This is a genomic window from Pseudomonas sp. MF09150, assembly GCF_059862355.1.
Genome location: NZ_JCBCUS010000010.1, coordinates 59,681 through 82,137 on the forward strand (window position 1 = coordinate 59,681; position 22,457 = coordinate 82,137).

General features: G+C 60.3%; 25 protein-coding genes. 7 read left to right on the forward strand and 18 right to left on the reverse strand.

What is annotated here, in order from left to right; translation table 11 throughout:
* Position 1 precedes the first annotated feature (1 nt).
* Genes AC19YX_RS29070 through AC19YX_RS29080 form a run of 3 tightly spaced genes read right to left on the reverse strand, consistent with a single transcriptional unit; the run spans position 2 to position 1,622 of the window.
* Complete coding sequence (locus AC19YX_RS29070) at positions 2-712, reverse strand: PilW family protein (protein WP_500607636.1); 711 nt, start codon at positions 710-712, stop codon at positions 2-4.
* Entirely contained in the window at positions 709-1,152 is a 444-nt protein-coding gene (gene pilV / locus AC19YX_RS29075; RefSeq protein WP_500607637.1) for a type IV pilus modification protein PilV, read from the reverse strand. Before pilV ends, AC19YX_RS29070 begins: the two co-directional genes overlap by 4 nt.
* Positions 1,149-1,622 carry a GspH/FimT family pseudopilin gene (locus AC19YX_RS29080; protein WP_500607638.1) on the reverse strand — a complete coding sequence of 158 codons (474 nt, stop codon included), beginning with the start codon at positions 1,620-1,622 and terminating at the stop codon, positions 1,149-1,151. The genes pilV and AC19YX_RS29080 overlap by 4 nt, the downstream gene beginning before the upstream one ends.
* Before the next feature lie 132 nt (positions 1,623-1,754).
* On the opposite strand from AC19YX_RS29080, the gene AC19YX_RS29085 reads away from it, so the two are divergent.
* Positions 1,755-2,279 carry a GspH/FimT family protein gene (locus tag AC19YX_RS29085; protein WP_500607639.1) on the forward strand — a complete coding sequence of 175 codons (525 nt, stop codon included), beginning with the start codon at positions 1,755-1,757 and terminating at the stop codon, positions 2,277-2,279.
* On the opposite strand, the gene ispH is transcribed toward AC19YX_RS29085, so the two are convergent.
* The 6 genes from ispH to murJ form a co-directional block, all read right to left on the reverse strand.
* Positions 2,280-3,227: a 4-hydroxy-3-methylbut-2-enyl diphosphate reductase gene (gene ispH, locus AC19YX_RS29090; RefSeq protein ID WP_020296455.1), complete on the reverse strand. Its 948-nt coding sequence runs from the start codon at positions 3,225-3,227 to the stop codon at positions 2,280-2,282.
* Between the two features lie 109 nt (positions 3,228-3,336).
* Positions 3,337-3,774 (reverse strand): FKBP-type peptidyl-prolyl cis-trans isomerase, encoded by a 438-nt coding sequence (gene fkpB, locus AC19YX_RS29095; RefSeq protein WP_178102971.1) that lies wholly within the window; start codon positions 3,772-3,774, stop codon positions 3,337-3,339.
* 7 nt (positions 3,775-3,781) lie between these two features.
* A complete protein-coding gene (gene lspA, locus AC19YX_RS29100) occupies positions 3,782-4,294 on the reverse strand; it encodes a signal peptidase II (RefSeq protein ID WP_020296453.1) in 513 nt (170 codons plus the stop codon).
* Complete coding sequence (ileS, locus tag AC19YX_RS29105; protein WP_500607640.1) at positions 4,287-7,118, reverse strand: isoleucine--tRNA ligase; 2,832 nt, start codon at positions 7,116-7,118, stop codon at positions 4,287-4,289. The genes lspA and ileS overlap by 8 nt, the downstream gene beginning before the upstream one ends.
* Positions 7,119-7,131: 13 nt before the next feature.
* On the reverse strand, positions 7,132-8,076 hold the full coding sequence (ribF, locus tag AC19YX_RS29110) for a bifunctional riboflavin kinase/FAD synthetase (RefSeq protein ID WP_020296451.1): 945 nt from the start codon (positions 8,074-8,076) through the stop codon (positions 7,132-7,134).
* A 129-nt stretch (positions 8,077-8,205) separates the two neighbouring features.
* Entirely contained in the window at positions 8,206-9,744 is a 1,539-nt protein-coding gene (murJ, locus tag AC19YX_RS29115) for a murein biosynthesis integral membrane protein MurJ (RefSeq protein WP_078471759.1), read from the reverse strand.
* Between the two features lie 252 nt (positions 9,745-9,996).
* Between murJ and rpsT the strand changes: the two genes are divergently transcribed.
* On the forward strand, positions 9,997-10,275 hold the full coding sequence (gene rpsT, locus AC19YX_RS29120) for a 30S ribosomal protein S20 (RefSeq protein ID WP_003215870.1): 279 nt from the start codon (positions 9,997-9,999) through the stop codon (positions 10,273-10,275).
* Positions 10,276-10,391: 116 nt separating this feature from the next.
* On the opposite strand, the gene AC19YX_RS29125 is transcribed toward rpsT, so the two are convergent.
* The 5 genes from AC19YX_RS29125 to rplU form a co-directional block, all read right to left on the reverse strand.
* Positions 10,392-10,856 carry a CreA family protein gene (locus tag AC19YX_RS29125; RefSeq protein ID WP_078471758.1) on the reverse strand — a complete coding sequence of 155 codons (465 nt, stop codon included), beginning with the start codon at positions 10,854-10,856 and terminating at the stop codon, positions 10,392-10,394.
* Between the two features lie 32 nt (positions 10,857-10,888).
* Positions 10,889-12,007, reverse strand: coding sequence for a glutamate 5-kinase (gene proB, locus AC19YX_RS29130; RefSeq protein WP_078471757.1), 1,119 nt, complete (start codon positions 12,005-12,007; stop codon positions 10,889-10,891).
* A 123-nt stretch (positions 12,008-12,130) separates the two neighbouring features.
* The gene (cgtA, locus tag AC19YX_RS29135; protein ID WP_020296447.1) at positions 12,131-13,354 is read right to left on the reverse strand and encodes an Obg family GTPase CgtA; all 1,224 of its coding nucleotides are present in this window, start codon (positions 13,352-13,354) and stop codon (positions 12,131-12,133) included.
* Positions 13,355-13,547: 193 nt separating this feature from the next.
* A complete protein-coding gene (gene rpmA / locus AC19YX_RS29140) occupies positions 13,548-13,823 on the reverse strand; it encodes a 50S ribosomal protein L27 (RefSeq protein ID WP_003215862.1) in 276 nt (91 codons plus the stop codon).
* A 35-nt stretch (positions 13,824-13,858) separates the two neighbouring features.
* Positions 13,859-14,173 carry a 50S ribosomal protein L21 gene (gene rplU, locus AC19YX_RS29145; RefSeq protein WP_003230856.1) on the reverse strand — a complete coding sequence of 105 codons (315 nt, stop codon included), beginning with the start codon at positions 14,171-14,173 and terminating at the stop codon, positions 13,859-13,861.
* 241 nt (positions 14,174-14,414) lie between these two features.
* Here rplU and AC19YX_RS29150 point away from each other — a divergent pair, with 241 nt between their 5' ends.
* From AC19YX_RS29150 to AC19YX_RS29160, 3 genes are all read left to right on the forward strand, one after another.
* Positions 14,415-15,383 carry a polyprenyl synthetase family protein gene (locus AC19YX_RS29150; RefSeq protein ID WP_020296445.1) on the forward strand — a complete coding sequence of 323 codons (969 nt, stop codon included), beginning with the start codon at positions 14,415-14,417 and terminating at the stop codon, positions 15,381-15,383.
* Between the two features lie 115 nt (positions 15,384-15,498).
* Positions 15,499-15,840 (forward strand): zinc ribbon domain-containing protein YjdM, encoded by a 342-nt coding sequence (locus AC19YX_RS29155; RefSeq protein ID WP_020296444.1) that lies wholly within the window; start codon positions 15,499-15,501, stop codon positions 15,838-15,840.
* Between the two features lie 201 nt (positions 15,841-16,041).
* Positions 16,042-16,299, forward strand: a complete 258-nt coding sequence (locus AC19YX_RS29160; protein WP_020296443.1) for a PA4570 family protein — start codon at positions 16,042-16,044, stop codon at positions 16,297-16,299.
* Positions 16,300-16,413: 114 nt separating this feature from the next.
* Here the strand turns inward: AC19YX_RS29160 and bamJ are convergent, their stop codons facing one another.
* Both bamJ and AC19YX_RS29170 read right to left on the reverse strand, forming a co-directional pair.
* On the reverse strand, positions 16,414-17,031 hold the full coding sequence (bamJ, locus tag AC19YX_RS29165; RefSeq protein WP_020296442.1) for a BamJ family beta-barrel-assembly machinery protein: 618 nt from the start codon (positions 17,029-17,031) through the stop codon (positions 16,414-16,416).
* Between the two features lie 133 nt (positions 17,032-17,164).
* A complete protein-coding gene (locus tag AC19YX_RS29170; RefSeq protein WP_020296441.1) occupies positions 17,165-17,467 on the reverse strand; it encodes a DUF6482 family protein in 303 nt (100 codons plus the stop codon).
* 239 nt (positions 17,468-17,706) lie between these two features.
* Between AC19YX_RS29170 and AC19YX_RS29175 the strand changes: the two genes are divergently transcribed.
* Positions 17,707-19,488, forward strand: coding sequence for a hypothetical protein (locus AC19YX_RS29175; protein ID WP_500607641.1), 1,782 nt, complete (start codon positions 17,707-17,709; stop codon positions 19,486-19,488).
* A 92-nt stretch (positions 19,489-19,580) separates the two neighbouring features.
* Here AC19YX_RS29175 and AC19YX_RS29180 read toward each other — a convergent pair whose 3' ends face one another.
* Positions 19,581-20,069, reverse strand: coding sequence for a TIGR00645 family protein (locus AC19YX_RS29180; protein ID WP_020296439.1), 489 nt, complete (start codon positions 20,067-20,069; stop codon positions 19,581-19,583).
* Between the two features lie 162 nt (positions 20,070-20,231).
* Here AC19YX_RS29180 and AC19YX_RS29185 point away from each other — a divergent pair, with 162 nt between their 5' ends.
* Positions 20,232-22,064 carry a hypothetical protein gene (locus AC19YX_RS29185; protein ID WP_421549004.1) on the forward strand — a complete coding sequence of 611 codons (1,833 nt, stop codon included), beginning with the start codon at positions 20,232-20,234 and terminating at the stop codon, positions 22,062-22,064.
* 3 nt (positions 22,065-22,067) lie between these two features.
* On the opposite strand, the gene AC19YX_RS29190 is transcribed toward AC19YX_RS29185, so the two are convergent.
* On the reverse strand, positions 22,068-22,409 hold the full coding sequence (locus AC19YX_RS29190; RefSeq protein ID WP_020296437.1) for a PA4575 family protein: 342 nt from the start codon (positions 22,407-22,409) through the stop codon (positions 22,068-22,070).
* Positions 22,410-22,457 lie beyond the last annotated feature (48 nt).

A 22,457-nucleotide genomic window follows, 5' to 3' on the forward strand; every position in this document is an offset into this window, starting at 1 on the left:
ATCACCGCAGCCGGTTGCGCAAGGCAGCCACCACGGTGAACGTCTGGCTAGCAACCCGCTGCAAAGGATCAGCCAGGGTCAGGCTCAGGCGCACACTGCGAATCAACTGCGGGTCTTCGGGGTTGGGGCTGTAGCGGGAAGCGCCCGTCTCCGACGCCGAACGGGCCATGCCAAAGCTGACCTCGAACGCCTCGACATCGCTCACCAGTACCGCCTGATCGTTGCCGGTACCGGTGCCCATCACCAGTTGGCGGTTGTCCAGGCGGTAGGACAGTCGACGGATCGCAAACGCCTGCTGCCCCACTCCCGCGACCCGGGCCCCGCTGTACGCGGTGGAGGTGTCACGGCAGTCGGACAGCACCGTCCAGGTCGGCACCCCGCCATCCAGGCCGACGTCTGCGGTGACTAAAGTCAGGCGCCGACTGGCATTGTCCCAGCGCACCGGAGTCGCCGCATTGGCGGTAAAGTCCCCAGCCGCACTGGCATCAACCACCGTTGCCAGGCATCCGAACATCCCGACCATACGCACCTCCTGCATCAGCTTGCTCAGGACAAAACGCCCATCCTCCTGCAGGGTCGCCGCGGCGTTCTGGCTGAGGTAGGTGTTCTTGGCCGAAATGAAAATCCGTGTCACACCCAGCACCACCACCAGGCTCAAGGCCAGGGCCAGCATCATTTCGATCAGGCCGAAGCCGCGCATCGGCCCCTTCATGGCTGACCAGGCTCGTCGGCCGCGACTCGGCTGCTCAGGACGAAGCTGCGTTGCGCCTCGTCAGCACCGCCCGCGCGGGTGTCATCCCAGGTCACGGTGATGGTGTACAGCCGCTGGTTTACGCTGATGCTGCCAGTGGCCGTCGGCCCGCCAAAACTGGCGATATTGCTCGCGAAGTCATAGAGGTCCTGATCCCGGGCCTGCTCCAGGTTACCCGCGGCCGGTGTCGGCACGCTGTAGTCGGCACCGGCGTTGGCGCGAATCCGGTCCAGCATGTCGTAAGCCACAAAGCTGGCCTGGCTGGCCATCCGTGCACTGTCGGTGTACTTCAGCGCCTTGAGTTGGACCGCTGCCGCTCCCAGCAGCCCCATGCCCAGAATCAACAGCGCAACCAGCACTTCGATCAGGCTCATACCGCGTTGCCCGCGCCTGTCAGTCATTGGCAGCTCCCTGCAAAAATAATCCGTCCATTGAGGCAGACGCTGATCGAGCGCTGCAGCGCCCCGCGTTCATAGCGGATCAGCAACGGTCGATCCGCCCCAGCCAGCCCCCCAAGCGGACTGAAAGCCACAGCATCGATGCCTGAGGGTAGCGCCAGAATCGCACCCCGAGAGAGCGCGGGAACAACCCGCAATACATTCGCCTGGGGCGCTGCGCCGTCATACACGCCGAGGGCAGCCGCCCATTGCCGCGAATCATCCATGGGCCGGAGGTGGGTGGTAATACCGCGCTCAATGGCCTCGAAACGCGCGTAATTGAGGGCTCGCAGCAATTCATTGAGCTCGCTGTCGGCCTGGCTGCGCTGCAACGATTGGCTGAATGCCGGAAGGATCAAGGTCAACAACAGCCCACCAATGGCCAGGGTCACCAACATCTCGATCAGGGAGAAACCCTTTGTACGCAAATTCATTGCCTGTCCTGCAAACGCCTTCGGCTATAACGGGCTACAACCTCGAACACTCATAGACCGGCTGTTTGCCGTTTTGCTCAATGCTCGCGCACGGATGGCGTTGGCATTCACCTTTCCAAGGAGGGAAAACCCATGGATCAAAGAGGTTTCAGTTTGATGGAGCTGCTGGCGGCGCTGGCCCTGCTCGGCATGCTGCTGCAGTTTGGCGCCGCGTCATTGGGCCAGTTGTTGATCTCGAACCGCCAACAGGAGATGGCTCAAGGGCTCGCCAGCGGCCTGCGCCAAGCCCGCAGTGAGGCCATCCTGCGTCATACCACGACGGTGATTCAGGCACAGGACGACGACTGGGGTCGGGGCTGGCGGATCATTCTGGATGTCACTGGCCGAGGGCCGCAGGACAGCGACAACCCGGTGCTGGTGGAGCACCTGGCGGGAGGAAAGGTCGTGGTGGTGGGCAATCGCCCGGTGAAGAGTTTCGTGCGTTTCAGCAGCCTGGGCCAGCCACTGTTACCCAGCGGAGCCTTCCAGGCCGGCACTCTGCATATCTGTGCCAGCGAGCAATCGACCAGCGAGTATCAGGTGGTGCTGGCCCGAACCGGGCGAGTCAGCCTGCGCAGCGAACAGGCCGGAAAGGCCGTGTGCGCAGGCAGCGACTGATCAGAGCAGCGAGCGAACCCGCAGTTCCTTGGGCATGGAGAACGTGATGTTCTCCTCGCGGCCGGCCAATTCATCGGCACCGGTGGCGCCCCAGGCCTGTAACTGCTGGATCACGCCCCGTACCAGCACTTCCGGGGCCGATGCACCGGCGGTGATGCCGATCCGCTCGACACCGTCGAACCAGCTGCGCTGCATGTCTTCGGCACCGTCGATCAGGTAGGCCGGGGTGGCCATGCGCTCAGCCAGCTCACGCAGGCGGTTGGAGTTGGAACTGTTGGGGCTGCCCACCACCAACACCACATCGCACTCGTTCGCCAGTTGCTTGACCGCATCCTGGCGGTTTTGCGTGGCGTAGCAGATGTCGTCCTTGCGCGGGCCACCAATAGCCGGGAAACGCGTACGCAGCGCGTCGATCACCCGACTGGTGTCGTCCATGGACAGGGTAGTCTGGGTCACGAAGGCCAGTTTCTCGGGGTTGCGCACCTGCAGGGCGGCGACGTCCTTCTCGTCTTCGACCAGGTAGATCGCGCCGCCATTGCTGGCATCGTACTGGCCCATGGTGCCCTCGACTTCCGGGTGCCCGGCGTGGCCGATCAAGATGCACTCACGGCCGTCGCGGCTGTAGCGCGCGACCTCGATATGCACCTTGGTCACCAACGGACACGTGGCATCGAACACCTTGAGGCCACGGCCGGCGGCTTCGGTGCGCACGGCCTGGGAAACACCGTGGGCACTGAAGATCACAATGACGTCGTCCGGAACCTGTTCCAGCTCTTCGACAAAGATCGCGCCGCGAGCACGCAGGTCTTCGACGACAAATTTGTTGTGCACCACTTCATGACGAACGTAGATCGGCGGTCCGAAGACCTCCAGGGCACGATTGACGATTTCGATCGCGCGGTCCACGCCGGCGCAGAAGCCACGGGGGTTGGCGAGTTTGATTTGCATGCTGTGCCTCGTGTCTTGCGCGCAAGAAGTTAGATCGTTGCCACTGTAGCGATGAATCCCCGGCAAGCGGGCGCCTAAAGCATAGGCGCCCGCTTGCCGGGGATTACGTTTAAAGCGCCTTGACGTCGATGATCTCGACATCAAAGGTCAAGGTCTTGCCCGCCAGCGGGTGGTTGAAGTCGATGGTCACCTCAGTGTCATCGAAAGCTTTGACCACGCCGGGCAGCTCGGTATTCGCCGCATCGTTGAAAATCACCAGCAGCCCTTCAGACAGCTCCATATCCTGGAACTGCGAGCGCGGGATGATCTGCACATTCTGCGGGTTCGGCTGACCGAAAGCGTTTTCCGGCTCGATCGCCAGAGTCCGCTTGTCGCCCGCCTTGAAACCGAACAACGCCGCTTCGAAACCTGGCAGCAGGTTGCCGTCGCCGACCTTGAAGGTCGCCGGGGCCTTGTCGAAGGTGCTGTCTACCGTATCGCCATTCTCCAGGCGCAATGCGAAATGCAAAGTGACTTCCGTGTTCTGGCCAATGCGTTGTTCAGCCAATACCTGCTCAGTCATGAACGGCTTCTCCGGTCTTCTTGCCTTTGAACATATCCAGCGCAAGCATCACTGCACCGACGCTGATGGCGCTGTCGGCAAAGTTGAACGCTGGGAAATACCAGCGGTTCTGCCAATGCACCAGGATGAAATCGATCACATGGCCCAGGGCAATGCGGTCGTAGAGGTTACCCAGGGCGCCGCCGAGTACCAGCGCGAGGGCCACGGCCAGCCAGGTTTCATTGCGCCCCAGACGCTTGAGCCAGACCACCAGCACCGCACTGACCACTACCGCGATCAGGGCGAACAGCCAGCGCTGCCAGCCGGAGCTGTCAGCCAGGAAGCTGAAGGCCGCACCGGTGTTGTAGGCCAGGGTCCAGCTGAAGTAATCCGGGATCACCACGATCTGCTGGTACATCGACAACGAGCTTTCGAAGTGGAACTTGCTGGCCTGGTCAATGACCAGGACCAGCAGGCTCAACCACAGCCAGCCCAGACGGCCGAAACGGCCCGCGGCGTTAGGCATAGTGACGAACCTCGCCCGCACCGCTGATGTTGTCGACGCAGCGACCGCAGATTTCCGGGTGCTCAGGGTTCACGCCGACGTCTTCACGGCAGTGCCAGCAACGGGCGCACTTGGCGAAGGCCGACTTGACCACCTTGAGTTTCAGGCCAGGTACTTCGGTGGCCACCGCATCAGCCGGAGCCTGGGCGAAAGGGGCCAGGCTGGCGGTCGAGGTGATCAACACGAAGCGCAGTTCGTTGCTCAGTTTGCCCAGGTCAGCGGTCAGGCCGTCCTCGGCATACAGGGTGACTTCGGCCTGCAGGTTGCCACCGACGGCCTTGGCCGCACGCTGATTCTCCAGTTCCTTGTTCACGGCGACCTTGACGGCCATCACGCCTTCCCAGTACTCGCGGCCCAGTTCGAAGTCGGCTGGCAATTCGCTCAGGCCTTCGTACCAAGTGTTGAGCATGACCGATTCGTTGCGCTCGCCCGGCAGGTACTCCCACAGTTCGTCGGCGGTGAAGGCCAGGATCGGTGCGATCCAGCGCACCAGCGCTTCGGAGATGTGATACAGCGCGGTCTGCGCCGAGCGGCGTGCCTTGCTGTTGGCGCCGGTGGTGTACTGGCGGTCCTTGATGATATCGAGGTAGAAACCGCCCAGCTCCTGCACGCAGAAGTTGTGGATCTTCGAGTACACGTTCCAGAAGCGGTATTCGCCGTAATGCAGCTCCAGCTCGCGCTGCAGCAACAGGGTGCGGTCCACGGCCCAACGGTCCAGGGCAAGCATGTCCTCGGCCGGCAGGATGTCGGTGGCCGGGTTGAAGCCGGTCAGGTTCGACAGCATGAAGCGCGCGGTGTTGCGGATCCGCCGGTAGGCGTCGGCACTGCGCTGCAGGATCTGCTCGGAAACCGCGATCTCGCCGGAGTAGTCGGTGGAGGCCACCCACAGGCGCATGATGTCGGCGCCCAGGGTGTCGTTGACTTTCTGCGGCGCGATCACGTTGCCCAGGGACTTGGACATCTTGCGACCGCTTTCATCCACGGTGAAACCGTGGGTCAGCAGCTCGCGATACGGCGCGTGGCCGTCGATGGCGCAACCGGTCAGCAACGACGAGTGGAACCAGCCACGGTGTTGGTCCGAGCCTTCCAGGTACAGGTCGGCACGCGGGCCGGTGTCGTGGCCCATCGGGTGCGAGCCGCGCAGTACGTGCCAATGGGTGGTGCCCGAGTCGAACCAGACGTCGAGGGTGTCGCTGATCTTGTCGTACAGCGGCGCTTCGTCGCCCAGCAGCTCGGCGGCGTCCAGCTTGAACCAGGCTTCGATGCCCTCTTCTTCAACGCGCTGGGCCACGACTTCCATCAGCTCGACGGTACGTGGGTGCAGCTCACCGCTTTCCTTGTTCAGGAAGAACGGGATCGGCACGCCCCAGTTGCGCTGGCGGGAGATGCACCAGTCCGGACGGTTGGCGATCATCGAATGCAGGCGCGCCTGGCCCCAGGCCGGCACGAACTGCGTCTCTTCGATGGCCTCAAGGGCACGCTTGCGCAGGGTTTCGCCGCTGGTCGGTTCCTTGTCCATGCCGATAAACCATTGCGCGGTGGCGCGGTAGATCAGCGGGGTCTTGTGGCGCCAGCAGTGCATGTAGCTGTGGACGATGGTTTCGGTGTGCATCAGCGCGCCGACTTCCGAGAGTTTCTCGACGATCGCCGGGTTGGCTTTCCAGATGAACTGGCCACCGAAGAACTCCAGGGACGGCACGTAGACGCCGTTGCTCTGCACCGGGTTGAGGATGTCGTCGTTGACCATGCCGTAGGCTTTGCAGGTCACGAAGTCGTCCACGCCGTAGGCAGGCGCGGAGTGAACCACGCCGGTGCCGGCGCCCAGTTCGACGTACTCGGCCAGGTACACCGGCGACAGGCGGTCGTAGAACGGGTGGCGGAAGTTGATCAGTTCCAGTGCCGAGCCGGTAGTGGTGGCAATCACCGAGCCTTGCAGGTTGTAACGTGCCAGACACGACTCGACCAACTCTTCAGCCAGCACCAGCAGCTTGTCACCGACGTCCACCAGGGCGTAGGTGAATTCCGGGTGCACGTTGAGCGCCTGGTTGGCCGGGATGGTCCAGGGGGTCGTGGTCCAGATCACGATCGAGGCCGGTTTGGCCAGGGTCGCCAGGCCAAAGGCTTCGGCCAGCTTGTCGGCGTCGGCGATCGGGAAGGCGACGTCGATGGTCGAGGACTTTTTGTCTTCGTACTCGACTTCCGCTTCAGCCAGGGCCGAACCACAGTCGAAGCACCAGTTCACGGGCTTGAGGCCCTTGAACACGAAACCGCCCTTGACGATTTCGGCCAAGGCACGGATTTCACCGGCCTCGTTCTTGAAGTTCATGGTCTTGTAGGGGTTGGCGAAATCGCCCAGCACGCCCAGACGGATGAATTCGGACTTCTGGCCTTCGATCTGCTCGGTGGCGTAGGCACGGCACAGTTCGCGGGTTTTATCCGCGCCCAGGTTCTTGCCGTGAGTCACTTCGACCTTGTGTTCGATCGGCAGGCCGTGGCAGTCCCAACCTGGAACATAAGGTGCGTCGAAACCCGCCAGGGTCTTCGAGCGGATGATCATGTCTTTCAGAATCTTGTTCAGCGCATGACCGATGTGAATCGTGCCGTTGGCATACGGAGGACCGTCGTGCAGAACGAACTTCGGACGATCCTTGCCAATCTCGCGCAACTTACCGTACAGGCCAATGCTGTCCCAGCGCTGCAGAATCTGCGGTTCGCGCTGAGGCAGGCCGGCCTTCATTGGGAAGGCGGTGTCCGGAAGGTTTAGCGTGGCTTTATAGTCGGTCATTTAAGGCTCTTCATTAGCGATTGGCGCTATGGATACGTGCAACTTGGGCACGGGCGGCGGCAACATCCGCATTGATCGCCGTCTTCAACGCCTCCAGAGAGGCGAAACGCTGCTCTTCACGCAGCTTGTGGTGGAAAACCACCGTCAAACGCCGGTCATACAAATCGCCGGCAAAATCTAAAAGATGGACTTCCAGGTGGGCCTTGCCATCACCTGCAACCGTAGGCCGAACGCCGATATTGGCGACGCCGGGCCAAGGCTGGCCGTCGATTTCGACACTCACCAGGTACACCCCGGAAAGCGGCACGCGACGGCGCTTGAGCTGCACATTGGCGGTAGGCGTACCCAATTGGCGCGCCAGCTTCTGACCGTGCAGAACCCGTCCGGCAATACGGAACGGGCGACCCAGCAAACGTTCGGCCAACTCAAAGTCAGCCGCGGCCAGGGCGTTACGGACCTGGGTGCTGCTGACACGTAAACCGTCCAGTTCCACGGTCTGCGCCGCTTCGACGGTAAACCCCCGGGCGCTCCCGGCCTGTTGCAGGAAATCGAAATCCCCTACCCGGTCGCAGCCAAAACGGAAGTCGTCGCCGACTTCCAGATGCTGCACTCCCAGGCCATCCACCAGAATGGTATCGACGAATTCACTGGCGCTGAGCTTGCTGAGGCGCTGATTGAATGCCAGGCACAACACGCGGTCGACGCCCTCGTCAGCCAGCAGCTGCAACTTGTCACGCAGGCGTGCCAGGCGGGCTGGAGCGGTGTCCGGCGCAAAGAACTCGCGGGGCTGCGGCTCGAAAATCACCACGCAGCTGGGCACGCCCAACTCGAGCGCGCGCTCACGCAGCCGGCCCAGGATAGCCTGGTGGCCACGGTGAACACCGTCAAAGTTGCCAATAGTGGCGACACAGCCCCGATGCTGGGGGCGCAGGTTGTGGAGACCTCGAACCAGCTGCATAACGCGCTTCTTGCTCATAAAGTGGTCGATTATAACCACACCCGGCGGTCGGCGACAGGCAACACCACCACCCAAAGTGATCGAACCGATAAAACCAGGGTCCGATCACGGCTCAACGCCAGGCAGGCGTCAGTTCAAGCCCTTGCGATTGAAGTCCCGCAGGCGAAAGCCCAGCAGCGCCAGCATGCCGAAATACGTCACCACCCCGGCCAGCACCAACGCCCCAAGGCGCAGAAAGCGTTGCAGCATATGCCCCTGGTCCCAGGCCGGCATCACGTACATCAACCCCAGCAGTACCGCCGACATCACCAGCACCGCGATCACCAGCTTGAGGGCGAACAGCCCCCAGCCCGGCTGCGGCTGGAACATCTTCTGCTTGCGCAACTGATAGAACAGCAAGCCGGCGTTGATGCAGGCACCACCGCTGATCGCCAGGGCCAGCCCTGCATGCTTCAAGGGACCGATAAATACCAGGTTGAGCAACTGCGTGACGATCAGGGTAAAAATCGCGATTTTGACCGGCGTCCGAATGTTTTGCTGGGCATAGAAGCCCGGCGCCAGGACCTTGATCACAATAATCCCGAGCAGGCCAATAGAGTAGGCAACCAGCGCCCGCTGAGTCATGGCGGCATCCAGCGCGCTGAATTCACCGTACTGGAACAGCGAAACCGTCAGCGGCTCGGCAAGAATTCCCAGGGCCAGGGCACAAGGCAGCACCAGTACAAAACACAGGCGCAAGCCCCAATCGAGAATTCGCGAATACTCGTGGCGATCCTGGCTGGCGTAGGTCTTGGCCAGGGTCGGCAACAGAATAGTGCCCAATGCCACCCCCAGCACACCGGACGGCAACTCCATCAGGCGGTCGGCGTAGTACATCCAGGACACGGAGCCTGCGACCAGGAACGAGGCAAAAATAGTGTTGATGATCAGTGAAATCTGACTCACCGAGACCCCGAGAATCGCCGGCAGCATCTGCTTCATCACCCGCCAGACCCCAGTGTCATGCAGGTTCAGCCGTGGCAGCACCAGCATGCCGATCTTGCGCAGGTGCGGCAGCTGGTACAGCAACTGCGCCAGGCCACCGGCCAATACTGCCCAGCCCAGGGCCATCACCGGCGGGTCGAAGTAAGGCGTCAGAAACAGGGCAAAGATGATCATGCTCACATTGAGCAGGGTCGGCACAAAGGCCGGCACCGAGAAACGGTTCCAGGTATTGAGGATCGCCCCCGCCAGCGAGGACAGGGAAATCAGCAATATATAAGGGAAGGTCACCCGCAGCAGGTCAGAGGTCAGGGCGAATTTTTCCGGCGTATCGGCAAAACCCGGCGCCGTCGCCCAGATCACCCAAGGCGCGAAAATCATCCCCAGGGCCGTGACCAGCGCCAGCACCAGGGTCAACAGACCTGACACATAAGCGATGAAGGTCCGAGTCGCCTCCTCGCCCTGCTGGCTTTTATATTCCGCCAGGATCGGCACGAACGCTTGGGAGAAAGCCCCCTCGGCAAAGATCCGGCGCAGCAGATTGGGCAACTTGAAGGCAATAAAGAAGGCATCGGTAGCCATGCCGGCACCGAAGGCACGCGCGATGATGGTGTCACGAACAAACCCCAACACCCGGGAAATCATGGTGATAGAGCTGACAGCGGCCAACGATTTGAGCAGGTTCATTGAAAGGTTTTTTGCCTGTAGATAAACAGCAGGCGAACAATGCGCCCACTTATGCGATACTCCGCGCCGCAACAGCACAGAGCCAAAGCTCGCGAGTTTACAGGTCAAGCGCCGGAAATAAATATCCCGCCTCTTCAGATCGACCACTCAGCGGAACGCATCACCCGCCCTTGACAAGACTTCAACTCATCGGCATGATTCGCGGCCTATTTTGTTTGCTATTTCCCAAAAAGTCTTTCGAGGAGCTCGACGGTGGCCAACACACCTTCCGCCAAAAAACGTGCAAAACAGGCTGAGAAGCGTCGCAGCCACAACGCCAGCCTGCGTTCCATGGTTCGTACCTACATCAAGAATGTAGTTAAAGCCATCGACGCAAAAGACGCTGAAAAAGCGCAAGCTGCTTATGTTCTGGCCGTGCCAGTTATCGACCGTATGGCCGATAAAGGCATCATCCACAAGAACAAAGCTGCTCGCCATAAAGGTCGTCTGAATGGCCACATCAAGGCGTTGAACCTTGCTGCTGCAGCCTAAGCGACACGCTTGTTAAAAAACCGACCCTAGGGTCGGTTTTTTATTGCCTGCGATTCAGCAGTAGCACCACCAACCCGCTCACCCCTTGCAGAGGGCGAGCCGGTCGACAAAAGCAGTTACTGTGGCTGAACCCACGGCAGGATCGGAATCGCCGTCACCGCATTCTGCGGGCTGCCCTCGATCAAGCGATCGCTGTAGACCAGGTACACCAGCGTATTGCGCTTCTTGTCGAGGAAGCGCACCACCTGCATGGTCTTGAACACCAGCGAAGTACGCTCCTTGAATACCTCCTCGCCATCCTTGAGCTCGCCCTTGAAGCTGATAGGCCCGACCTGACGGCAGGCAATCGACGCCTCGGCACGATCCTCGGCCAGACCCAGACCACCCTTCACCCCACCCGTCTTGGCTCGCGACAGGTAGCAAGTCACACCCTCGACCCGAGGATCATCGAACGCCTCGACCACAATGCGATCGTTCGGCCCGACAAATTTGAACACCGTGGACACCTGGCCAATTTCCTCAGCGGACGCCAGGAGCGGCATCGCCAACAGCACACCCAACAACCCTTTTGCTACGCGCATTGGTTTTTTCCCTAAATGACTCGAATCACTGCTTAAACCAGGATCAGGTTATCGCGATGCACCAGCTCCGGCTCAGCCATGTAGCCCAGCAGACCGACAATTGCATCAGACGACTGACCAATGATCTTCTGCGCCTCAAGCGCACTGTAGTTGGCCAGGCCGCGAGCGATCTCCCGCCCGTCCGGCGCCACGCAGACCACCATCTCGCCCCGACGGAAACCGCCCTGGACCTGCTTCACACCCACCGGCAACAAACTCTTGTTGCCCTGGGACAGCGCCGAGACCGCTCCCGCATCCAGCACCAGAGTGCCGCGAGTCTGCAAGTGCCCTGCCAGCCACTGCTTGCGCGCCGCCAGCATGCCGCGCTCCGGCGAGAGCAAGGTACCGATGCGCTCACCCGCCTTCAGACGATCCAGGACTCGCTCCAGACGCCCGCCGACAATAATGGTGTGCGCCCCGGAGCGCGCCGCCAGACGCGCCGCGCGCAGCTTGGTCTGCATGCCGCCACGCCCCAGCGCACCGCCGGTGCCGCCCGCCACCGCATCCAGCGCCGGATCATCGGCCCGCGCTTCGTAAATCAGCTGGGCGTCCGGGTTATTGCGTGGATCAGCATCGAACATGCCATCACGGTCGGTGAGGATCACCAGCAGATCAGCCTCGACCAGGTTCGCTACCAGCGCCGCCAGGGTGTCGTTGTCGCCAAAACGGATTTCGTCGGTCACCACGGTGTCATTCTCGTTGATCACCGGGATCACCTTGAGCTCGACCAGGGCACGCAAGGTACTGCGAGCGTTGAGGTAGCGCTTGCGATCGGAGAGGTCGTCATGGGTCAGGAGGATCTGCGCAGTGTGCCGGCCATGCTCGGCAAAGCTCGACTCCCAGGCCTGCACCAGGCCCATCTGGCCAATGGCAGCGGCCGCCTGCAACTCGTGCATCGCACTGGGTCGCGAGGTCCAGCCCAGACGGCTCATGCCAGCCGCTACCGCCCCCGAAGAAACCAGCACCAACTCGACGCCAGCCTCGTGCAAGGCCACCATCTGCTCGACCCACACACCCATTGCCGCACGATCCAGGCCCTTGCCATCCGCCGTCAGCAGTGCACTGCCGATCTTCACGACCCAGCGCTGCGCACCCGTCACCTTGCTCCGCATCTTCTTCAACCTTAGCTTGAGGACAGTACGACCCAGCACTGCCCGTAACGTTATTCGTGACTATCGATTTCCGGATACTAAAACGCCGCTCGATTGAGCGGCGCTTAAGTTTACTGCAAGGAATCAGTCACGCACGTAAATGATTTCCGGACCATCTTCGTCATCCACATCTTCTTCGTCCCAGTCATCGTCACCGATGTCATGGACCGACTTCACGCCGCTACGGCGCAGGGCACGCTGGTCATCCAGGGCCTGCAACTGAGCACGGGCTTCGTCTTCGATGCGCTGATCGAGCTCGGCCAGCTCTTCCTTGTAGGCCGGGTCATTGGCCAGGCGATCGGCACGATCTTCCATGTAACGCATGATGTCGTGACACAGACGCTCGGTACCCAGCTTGGAGATGGCCGAGATCACGTAGACCGGACCGGTCCACTCCAGACGATCAACGATTTCCTTGACCCGAGCATCGTGCTCTTCTTCAAGGATCTGGTCGCACTTGTTCAGCACCAGCCAGCGATCACGCTCAGCCAGCGACGGGCTGAACTTGGTCAGCTCGCTGACAATCACTTCTGCAGCATCCGGCGCACTGGAGTCATCCAGCGGCGCCATATCCACGAGGTGCAGCAGCAGGCGTGTACGGGACAAATGTTTGAGGAAACGAATCCCCAGACCAGCGCCATCGGAAGCGCCCTCAATCAGGCCCGGAATATCCGCAACCACGAAGCTTTTCCAGCGATCGACACTGACCACACCCAGGTTTGGCACCAGAGTGGTGAACGGGTAGTCGGCCACTTTCGGCTTAGCGGCCGAAACCGAACGGATAAAGGTACTTTTACCGGCGTTCGGCAAACCCAGCAGCCCCACGTCCGCCAAGACCTTCATTTCCAGCTTGAGGTCACGCGCCTCACCCGGCTTGCCCGGAGTGGTCTGGCGCGGCGCACGGTTGGTGCTGGACTTGAATCGGGTGTTACCCAGACCGTGCCAGCCGCCGTGGGCCACCAGCAGTTTCTGACCGGCCTTGGTCAGGTCACCAATCACTTCCTGGGTAGCGGAATCTATGACCGTGGTGCCAACCGGCACGCGCAGCACCAGCTCTTCACCCTTTTTACCGGTGCAATCGGTGCTGCCGCCGTTGGAGCCACGCTCGGCATCGAAGTGCCGGGTGTAACGGTAGTCCACCAGGGTGTTGAGGTTTTCGTCGGCAACCATATAGACCGAGCCGCCATCACCACCGTCGCCGCCGTTCGGGCCGCCGTTTTCAATGAATTTTTCGCGACGGAAGCTCATGCAACCGTTGCCGCCGTCGCCGGCCTTTACTCGAATCGATACTTCATCAACAAACTTCATAACAGAACGCCTCTCGCCATACGGACGAGCCGAAAAATCAAGACATAAGACTCTTGCAAAAATGAGCGCAGCGACCTCAAGCAACGACCGCAAATCCAGCTGCTTTCGCCCATCACAAACAGCTTTGCAAGAGACTCACCCCACAAACGAAAAAGCCCCGTCGCGAGACAGGGCTTTTCCAGCAACTACGCAATTATGCCGCGACGACTTCAGTCTTCGGGACAATGCTCACGTAACGGCGGTTGAAAGCGCCTTTTACTTCGAACTTGATCACGCCGTCGATTTTAGCGAACAGAGTGTGATCTTTGCCCATGCCAACGCCGTAGCCAGCGTGGAATTGGGTGCCGCGCTGACGCACGATGATGTTGCCCGGAATGATGACCTGGCCGCCATACATCTTCACGCCAAGGCGTTTGGCTTCTGAGTCGCGACCGTTACGGGTACTACCACCAGCTTTTTTGTGTGCCATGAGTTCAATTCTCCTAGTGAGGAATTAGGCTGAAATTAAGCCTGAATACCGGTGATTTTGATCTCGGTGTACCACTGGCGGTGGCCCATACGCTTCATGTGGTGCTTACGACGACGGAACTTGATGATGCGGATTTTATCGTGACGACCTTGGGAGATCACTTCAGCCACAACGGTAGCGCCAGCAACAACTGGAGCACCGATATTCACGTCATCGCCATTGGCGACCAACAGAACGCGATCAAAAGTTACGGATTCGCCGGTAGCGATTTCCAGTTTTTCAATCTTCAGGTATTCACCTGGGGCGACTTTGTATTGCTTGCCACCAGTAACGATTACTGCGTACGACATGGTATTTCTCCGATAATCCTGCTCACCCAGCTCTTTATAAGAAGAGGTATTGGCTGGCATGGCTGCATGGGGCTGGAACGGCCCAAGTGCAATTGCGTAAGGCAGGTGCTGCCCAGGAAGTTCAGGGTGCGCGATTGTACGCAAGGAGCAAAGCCGATGCAAGTGCCTGTCCATAGCGCCTTGACAGGCCCGGACGCGGGTCCTAGCATGCCGCGCAACCCTTCTGGAGCGACTCTCGCTGATGCAACCCCAAGCTTTCTACCGCGCGGTGGCGGACGATTTTAGCGCCGTCGACGGCATCATCAAGAAGCAGCTGACTTCCCGAGTGCCGCTGGTATCGAAAATCGGCGACTACATCACCTCGGCCGGGGGCAAACGCCTGCGTCCTTTATTGGTGCTGTTGTGTGGCAAGGCCCTGGGTCGCGAAGGCGACGACATGCGCCTGCTGGCCGCTACCATCGAATTCCTGCACACCGCCACCCTGCTGCATGACGACGTGGTCGACATGTCCGGCATGCGCCGTGGCCGCTCCACGGCCAACGCCATGTGGGGCAATGCACCGAGCGTACTGGTGGGCGACTTCCTGTACTCGCGCTCGTTCGAAATGATGGTCGAGCTGGGCTCGATGCCGGTCATGAAGATTCTTTCCCAAGCCACCCGCATCATCGCCGAAGGCGAAGTGCTGCAGCTGTCGAAAGTCCGTGACGCCAGCACCACCGAAGAAACCTATATGGAGGTCATCCGCGGCAAGACCGCGATGCTCTTCGAAGCGTCGACCCACAGTGCTGCAGCCCTGGCCGGCGCCACGCCGGAGCAAAGCGAAGCGCTGCGCACCTTTGGCGATCACCTGGGGGTGGCCTTCCAACTGGTCGACGACCTGCTGGACTACCGTGGCGACGCCGAGACCCTGGGCAAGAACGTCGGTGACGATCTGGCCGAGGGCAAGCCGACCCTGCCGCTGATCTACACCATGCGCGAAGGCACCGCCGAACAGGCCGCGCTGGTTCGCCAGGCGATCCAGAAAGGCGGCATCGAAGACCTGGAAAGCATCCGCGCTGCCGTGGAAGCCTCGGGTTCCCTGGATTACACCGCACAACTGGCCCGCGACTACGTAGCCCGCGCCATCAGCTGCCTCGAAGCCCTGCCGCCAAGCGAATACCGCGATGCGCTGGTGGAGCTGAGCGAGTTCGCGGTCGCCCGCACGCACTGATCCCCCGCATGCACTGGAGCCGGCCAGCCGGCTCCAACGGGCATCCCGCCCCTCTCCCGGCTAAAACCCTATACAATGTGCGCTTTTTAGCCATCCTGAAACTCAAGGAGCTTTAGTGAGCACGTTGCCACCCTGCCCAAAATGCAATTCCGAATACACCTATGAAGACGGCGCACAGCTGATCTGCCCGGAATGCGCCCACGAGTGGTCCGCCAGCGGCGAAGCCGAAGTAGCGTCCGATGAAAGCGTGAAAAAAGACTCGGTGGGTAACGTCCTGCAAGATGGCGACACCATCACCGTGATCAAGGACCTCAAGGTCAAGGGCACGTCCCTGGTGGTCAAGGTCGGCACCAAGGTCAAGAATATCCGCCTGTGCGATGGCGACCATGACATCGACTGCAAAATCGACGGCATCGGCCCGATGAAACTCAAGTCAGAGTTCGTGCGCAAAGTCTGATCCCCCTGCCCATCCCGCGTACTACGCGGGATGGCGCCATCTCCCCGCCTCATCCCCCACTAATCCCCTCCCAATAGCAAAAGGCCAGTCGAGTTGATCGACAGCAATTTCTGCCTAGAAAAAAGCAGAAACCGCCAATAGGTACTTGCTATTCATTGAATAAGAATTATTCTCATTGAACCCATCAAGGAGATGAGAACCATGACTTATTTGATCGACGCGTGGCTGGATCGCCCACACCCTTACCTGAGAATCCTTCATCGGGAAACCGGGGAGGTCTGTGCGGTGCTGGAAGAAGAGGCTCTGAACGAGCTGCAGGACCAGGGTGACCTGGATTTCAACGGCTTGAGTTCCAGCGAGCCAATGGTGCTCAAGGAACTGGTGCGCAACCTGTTTTTGTTCTGTTACGCCAGAGCCTTGCGCCCGGCGTCAGAACTCAGCAGCAAGTTTCAGGTATGAGCGTCACTGCAAAACCTGCGGGGGCTGGCTTGCCAGCGATGGTATGCGCACGGGTTCAAGGCTGAACCCCGCCGCCTGCATCGCCGGCGAACCGGCTCCCGCATTCGCTACGACTTAGAGTACGTCGAGCAGCTCGACGTCAAACACCAGGACGCTGTGCGGCGGGATGCTGCCTACGCCTTGCGCGCCGTAAGCCAGTTCGCTCGGCACGTACAGACGCCATTTGCTACCGGCGTTCATCAGTTGCAGGGCTTCGGTCCAGCCGGCGATCACGCCACCCACCGGAAACTCTGCAGGCTGGCCGCGCTCGTAGGAGCTGTCGAACACAGTGCCGTCGATCAGGGTGCCGTGGTAATGAGTACGCACGCTGTCTTCACGGGATGGCTTGGCGCCCTCGCCCGCAGTCAGCACTTCGAATTGCAGGCCGGAAGCCAGGGTAGTGATGCCATCGCGCTTGGCGTTTTCAGCCAGGAAAGCCAGGCCTTCGCCTGCAGCTGCTTCAGCCTTGGCGGCCGCTTCGGCCTGCATGATTTCACGAATGACCTTGAAGCTGGCGGACAGCTCGTCCTGGCCTACACGGCTTGGCTTGCCGGCGAAAGCGTCGGTCAGGCCGGCCAGGATCGCGTCCAGGCTCACGCCCGGCGGCGGGTTGTCGCGCAGCTGGTCGCCCAACTGACGGCCGATGCCGTAGCTGACGCGGGTTTCGTCGGTGGACAGATTTACTTCGGACATGGAACTGCTCCGCTGTGCGGACGGCTCGGGAACTTGCCGTGCGTGCACAGCGCATCCCGGGGCGCCCGGAACCAAAAGGGCGAGCAGACTAGCACAGAAGCCCGGGCGAAGATCAGGGGGGCGTATGGCGCTATCAGGCCGAGCGCAACGCCAGTGGCACCTTCAGGCTTTCCTCGGCGCTGGCAGACAGGCCGCACATTTCGTCATGCACCGAGGTGTGCACAAGGTTGAACGGCAATGTCGGAAACGCCTGCAACACCTGACGCGCATGTTCCACCGAACGCAGGTGGAACATCTGCCCATGGCCGTCGCTGAGGGGGTAGGCCGCCCCATGCATGCGCGCCTCCAGCAGATAGATGCCGCCTTCCAGAGAAATCAGGTTCAACTCATCGACCTTGCCGGCGATGGCGTAGGCATTCATTTCTTGCAGGTTCATAAACCCACCTCGTGCAATTCAGGCCCGTGACGCTACAGGCATATGCCTGGCGCGATAAAAGCACAAGAGCCGGTCTCTCGATCTGGACCAACGGCGCAGCACTTGGAGCAGGCATCGGCAAAAGGAAAAGACCCGGGTTTTCTGTTAGTGTCGCCGCCGCTTTCCAGCCCTTTCTACGCCAATGGATCTCTGCAAATGGATGTTGACCTGCCACGCGCCCTAAAAAAGTGCGCCCGCCCATGAAACTCATGACCTGCGTCGCCACCGGCATCGGCCTCCTCGCAGCAGGCGTCCTGGCGCTGTACCTGAGCGTCGAGCTCAGCCCCGAAAAACGCCTGGAACAAACCTTCGATCAACGCATCGCCCAGGCCAGGGAGTTGCCCAACTCGACACTCGAAAACCTGGCCATCACTCAGTTGCAGGCCTGGTACGACGAGCGGCGCGGTTTGCTGAGGATGAACTCAGCCTGGAAGGTCGAACACAGCCTCGACGCCAATGACCTCATCGAGCAATACCCGGTTCCCGCCGATGCGGCCGGGCACTGGCTGGCCAGCCTGTTCTTCAAGAGTTATGACGCTACCGTCTTCCGCAGAATCGACATGGATCTCAGTTCGCCGTTCAACAAAGACCCACTCGAACCGTTGTTCCCGACCGAGCTCGACTGGCAGTCGGCCAGTTTGAAGGACGGATCGGTGATCGCCCTGCAAGCCGACAAGGAGCCCGCAGGAGGCCCTCAGTCCCGGCGCCTGGAACAGCACAAGCCCGGACACTATCAACTCATCTACCCGGATAAAGAGCGGACCGAGAACACCCCCGAAGTCGTGGCCTTGAACGGTACTGCGCAAACGGTGGTTCCCGGCCAGGTCAAGGTGTTCAGCTTCACCCGTGGTGACGTCGGCAGTACCCAGAGCCAGGGCAATCTGAGTGTGAAGCTGCTCAAGGCCGAGCCAAACTTTGCCGAGTTCGAGCTGGTCAACAGTGCCCCGCTGAGTGCCGAGCTCGCAGACATGCAGCTGGACCCGCTGCTGATCCAGGCTCAAGACCGGGACGGCAACTACTTGAAAGCCTCCCACGCGACCACCAAGCCCCAGGCACAGTTGGACTTCGAGGACGAGCAACTGCTGGCACTGTTGCAACAGAAAAAATACGACCCGGCCTTTATCAACCAACAACAGCAGCAATTGGACGCCTGGCGCCAGGCCCGGGGCAGTCACTACAAGAAGGTGTCCTTCTACGGAGAACTGGAAAACCTCAAGGTCACCGCCCTAGACTTCTCCACCGTACAGGTGCAACGCCAGGCATTGAAAACCCCGGTCTATTCGTTCAAGGAATGGATCACTGGCAACGCCTTGCAGCCCATGCCGGGTCACGCCGTGGTGCATGACGACAGCATCGCCGAGCAGACCCGTCGCTATGCCATAAGCCAGGAACAGATGCGCCAGAGCGTTCGTGTCAGCTCAGAAGCGGTCAGCGCCCAATACGCCCGAATCCTCTTTCACTCCGACGCGCCCTTCGCCTGGTCGGCGGCTGGGTACGACTTTCAGCGCTCATTGGAGTTCTATACCCAGGGCGCACTCAACACCCGTGGCGAACTGCTGGATATGGGCTTGCGCACCTTCGATTTCGACCCTTTCCGCGGCAGCATTACTTACAGCCCCTCTGAGCTGCCTCGGCAACCAGCCTATGCCACCGGCACCATGACCCTGCTTCACCCCAAGGTTGAAAAAAGCCTATTCGAAGCCAGCGCCCTGCCCCAGGGTCTGAGCGTGCGGGACAACGCCCTGATCATCCAGAGCACGCCGTTCCCGCAGGTTGCCTGGCGCTTCTTCGCCAAGGACAGCAGTGGCCGCTACCTGAAGAAATTCCACCAGGTCCAGCATCAAGGCAAGCAGAGCGAGGAGCTGTTCCAGGTGCAGTACTACTACGGGCAACCCACCACCGTCGAAGCCTATCAACTGGTAGACGTCACGCCCTTTGAGTATGACTTCGAGGTCAAGCTGCACGCTCCGGAAGTCCCCTGATCCCCACTGCCTGAAACTCGCCAGCCCCATAAACAAAACCGCCCGGACGTTTGCAACATCCGGGCGGTTCGGTTACTGCGGCGCTTGAGCGATCAGTGCTTGGTCAGCTTGTCCAGGTAACCCATGGCGAACGCCGAGATCACGAAGGTCATGTGGATGATCACGTACCACTTCAGATGCTCGGGATCGACGTTCTTGGCGTCCATGAAGATGCGCAGCAGGTGAATCGAGGAAATCGCCACGATCGACGCCGCCACTTTCATCTTCAGCGACGACGAGTCCATGGTGCCCAGCCAGTTGAGCTTTTCCTTGCTCTCATCGATGTCCAGTTGGGAAACGAAGTTCTCGTAACCGGAAATCATCACCATCACCAGCAGGCCGCCCACCAGTGCCATGTCGATCAACGACAGCAGCACCAGGATCAGGTCCGACTCGGCCATGGAGAACACGTTAGGGATAACGTGGAAGACTTCCTGGAAGAACTTCAATGCCAGCGCCAACAAGCCCAGCGACAGCCCGAAGTAGATCGGCGCCAGTAGCCAGCGTGAGGCATACATTGCATTTTCGATAAAACGTTCCATTGGATCTCACACGAAGTTTGAAAACGGCGGCGAGTATATCAGCCGTCCCCGAGCCCATAAACCACCGACAAATCCGCAACCTGCGGGTCTGTCGCCGTGTTTTTTCTGCTAGTGTCGAAACCATTCACGCCGCTCACTGACATCGGACAGGAAGACTGGAAAATGGATTTGCGATTGCCTCTGGCGAGTATCGGAATGTGCATGGCGCTGTTGCTCGGCAGCGGTTGCTCACCCAGTGAAGAGAAGCGCCAGGTCAGCCTCGAAGAGAAAACCGCGCAATTCGAGAAGTCCCTGGACGCTATCCAGGACCCGAAACTCAAAGGCGCCATTGCCGACCTGGGCGGCTCTCTGCTGCTGTTGGAGCGCGCCCAGCTACGACTGCAAAGCAAACCCATCGATACCGAGTACGCCGACGACGCCCTGGCGCTGCTCAAGCACTATCCCAGCCCGCAAGCCCTGGTCGACACCTACATCAATGGCCTGTTCGTGCTGCGCAAACCCACCAGTTCCGACTACCTGACCGACCTGCAACCGGTGTTCCCCTTCAGCTTTACCATGCCCGCCGAATTCCCCTTTCCCCATGGCCTGGAATGGCAGTCCGTTACCTTGAGCAACAAAAAAGTCATCCCTTTCCAGCCTGAGTGGTCGGAAACCGACCCCGGCATTCAGCTCAGCCCGTCGAGTTCCAACCTCACCAACCCCGACGATCTGACGGTGACCTACCCGTTCATCGAGGGCCTGGAAGTCGCCAACAAAAATCAGCCTCAACCGGTCAGCCTGCAGGGCAAGGTCGAAGTCATAGCGCCGCGCCGGGTACAGACTTTCGAGCTGAGCAAGGCCGACCTGGGCAAGACCCGCACCGAGGACAATATTCAGGTCACCCTGCTCAAACTGGACAAGAACTGGGCCGAGATCGAAATGCGCAACAGCACCGCGCTGCCCGAGCAGATCAGCGATACCTCGCCGAATCCGTTGCTGGTCCAGGCCCGAGACACCAGCGGGCAGTTTCTGGCGCGCGCCGGCTCACTCAACGAAAGCGCCCAGCAAGTGGCCTTTTATGAGCAACAACTGGCGCAAATGAAGAAACAGAAAGCCTGGAGCGACGATTTCGAACGGCAGCTCGAAACCGAGCAAAAAGCGTTCGACGAACAGCAGACCAGCCATTACGCCAAGGTCTATTTCAACGGAGTGATCGACAAGCTGGAGGTCAGCGTTTTCGACTTTTCCCAGGCCAGCATTACCCGCAAGGATCTCGACCTGCCGGTTCAGCGCTTCGACCACATGAGCACCGACAAGAACATCCGGCCGCTGCCGATGCCGGTCGTGGTCTATGACGACCAGGCCGCGACCTACCTGAAAGCCGCGGACCTCGACGAAGACACCCTGAAGAAAAGTGTCAGCATCAGCCAGTCGGTGGAGGATGCCAGTGCCGCGCGCATCGAATTCGATCACCCGCGTACGTTCAATGACGAACTGCTGGGTTCGTCCTTCAATACCGGCGATACCCCAGTGACATTTTTCACCCAGGGCGCCCAGGGCAAGCGCGGCGAACCCATCGAACTGCCCACCGAAGCCCTCGAGATCGACCCGTTGCGCGGCACCATCACCTACGACCTCAACCTGTTCCCGGAGACCCCGGCCTACGCCGTCGGTTCTATACCGCTGTTCCTGGCCAGCATCGAGAAAAACACCCTCAAGACCCAGCAATTGCCCAAGGGCCTGGAGCTCAAAGGCAATGCGCTGATCGTCGACCAGGCGCAGTTTCCCGCCGACGCCTGGCGCTTTTACGCCAAAGACGACACGGGGCAATACCTGAAGGAAATTTTTGCCGTCAGCCACGGCGCATCGGCCACCGGCCCGGCGCTGTTCGACGTGCACTATTTCTATGGTCAGCCAACAGAACTGGAGACCTACCAACGCACCGAGCTCAACCCCGTCGAGTATGGCTTTGAGGTCAAGCTCGACAAAGTCGAACCGCCTCGGGCCGATCAGTAGGGTTCAGTGCTCGGGGTGGAACTGGAAGTCGCCGGAGTTGCGCCCGCGATCACCGTTGATCTGGCGCAGTTGGGCTTGCAGGTGCAGGCACCAGATCTGCGGGTCATCGGCCAGTTGGTAACCGTGGGTGGTGAGGCTCTCGACAATCGAGTCGAGTATGGATTCAGCCACCACCGGACCGCAGAAAGGCCCCTGGGATTTGATGGCAGAAGGTTGTTCACCGGCCATTCCGGCGGCGAACAGCAAGGTCCACATTCCGGTATCGCCGGCCAGCGGACGAACGCTGCATTCGATACGGGTGACCAGGCCCAGGCATTGGCGGGTAAGGCAGAGGTTGCGCGACATGGCGGCGACCCTCGTTAGATCCGGTGTTCAGTCTTCGTCGGAAGACTG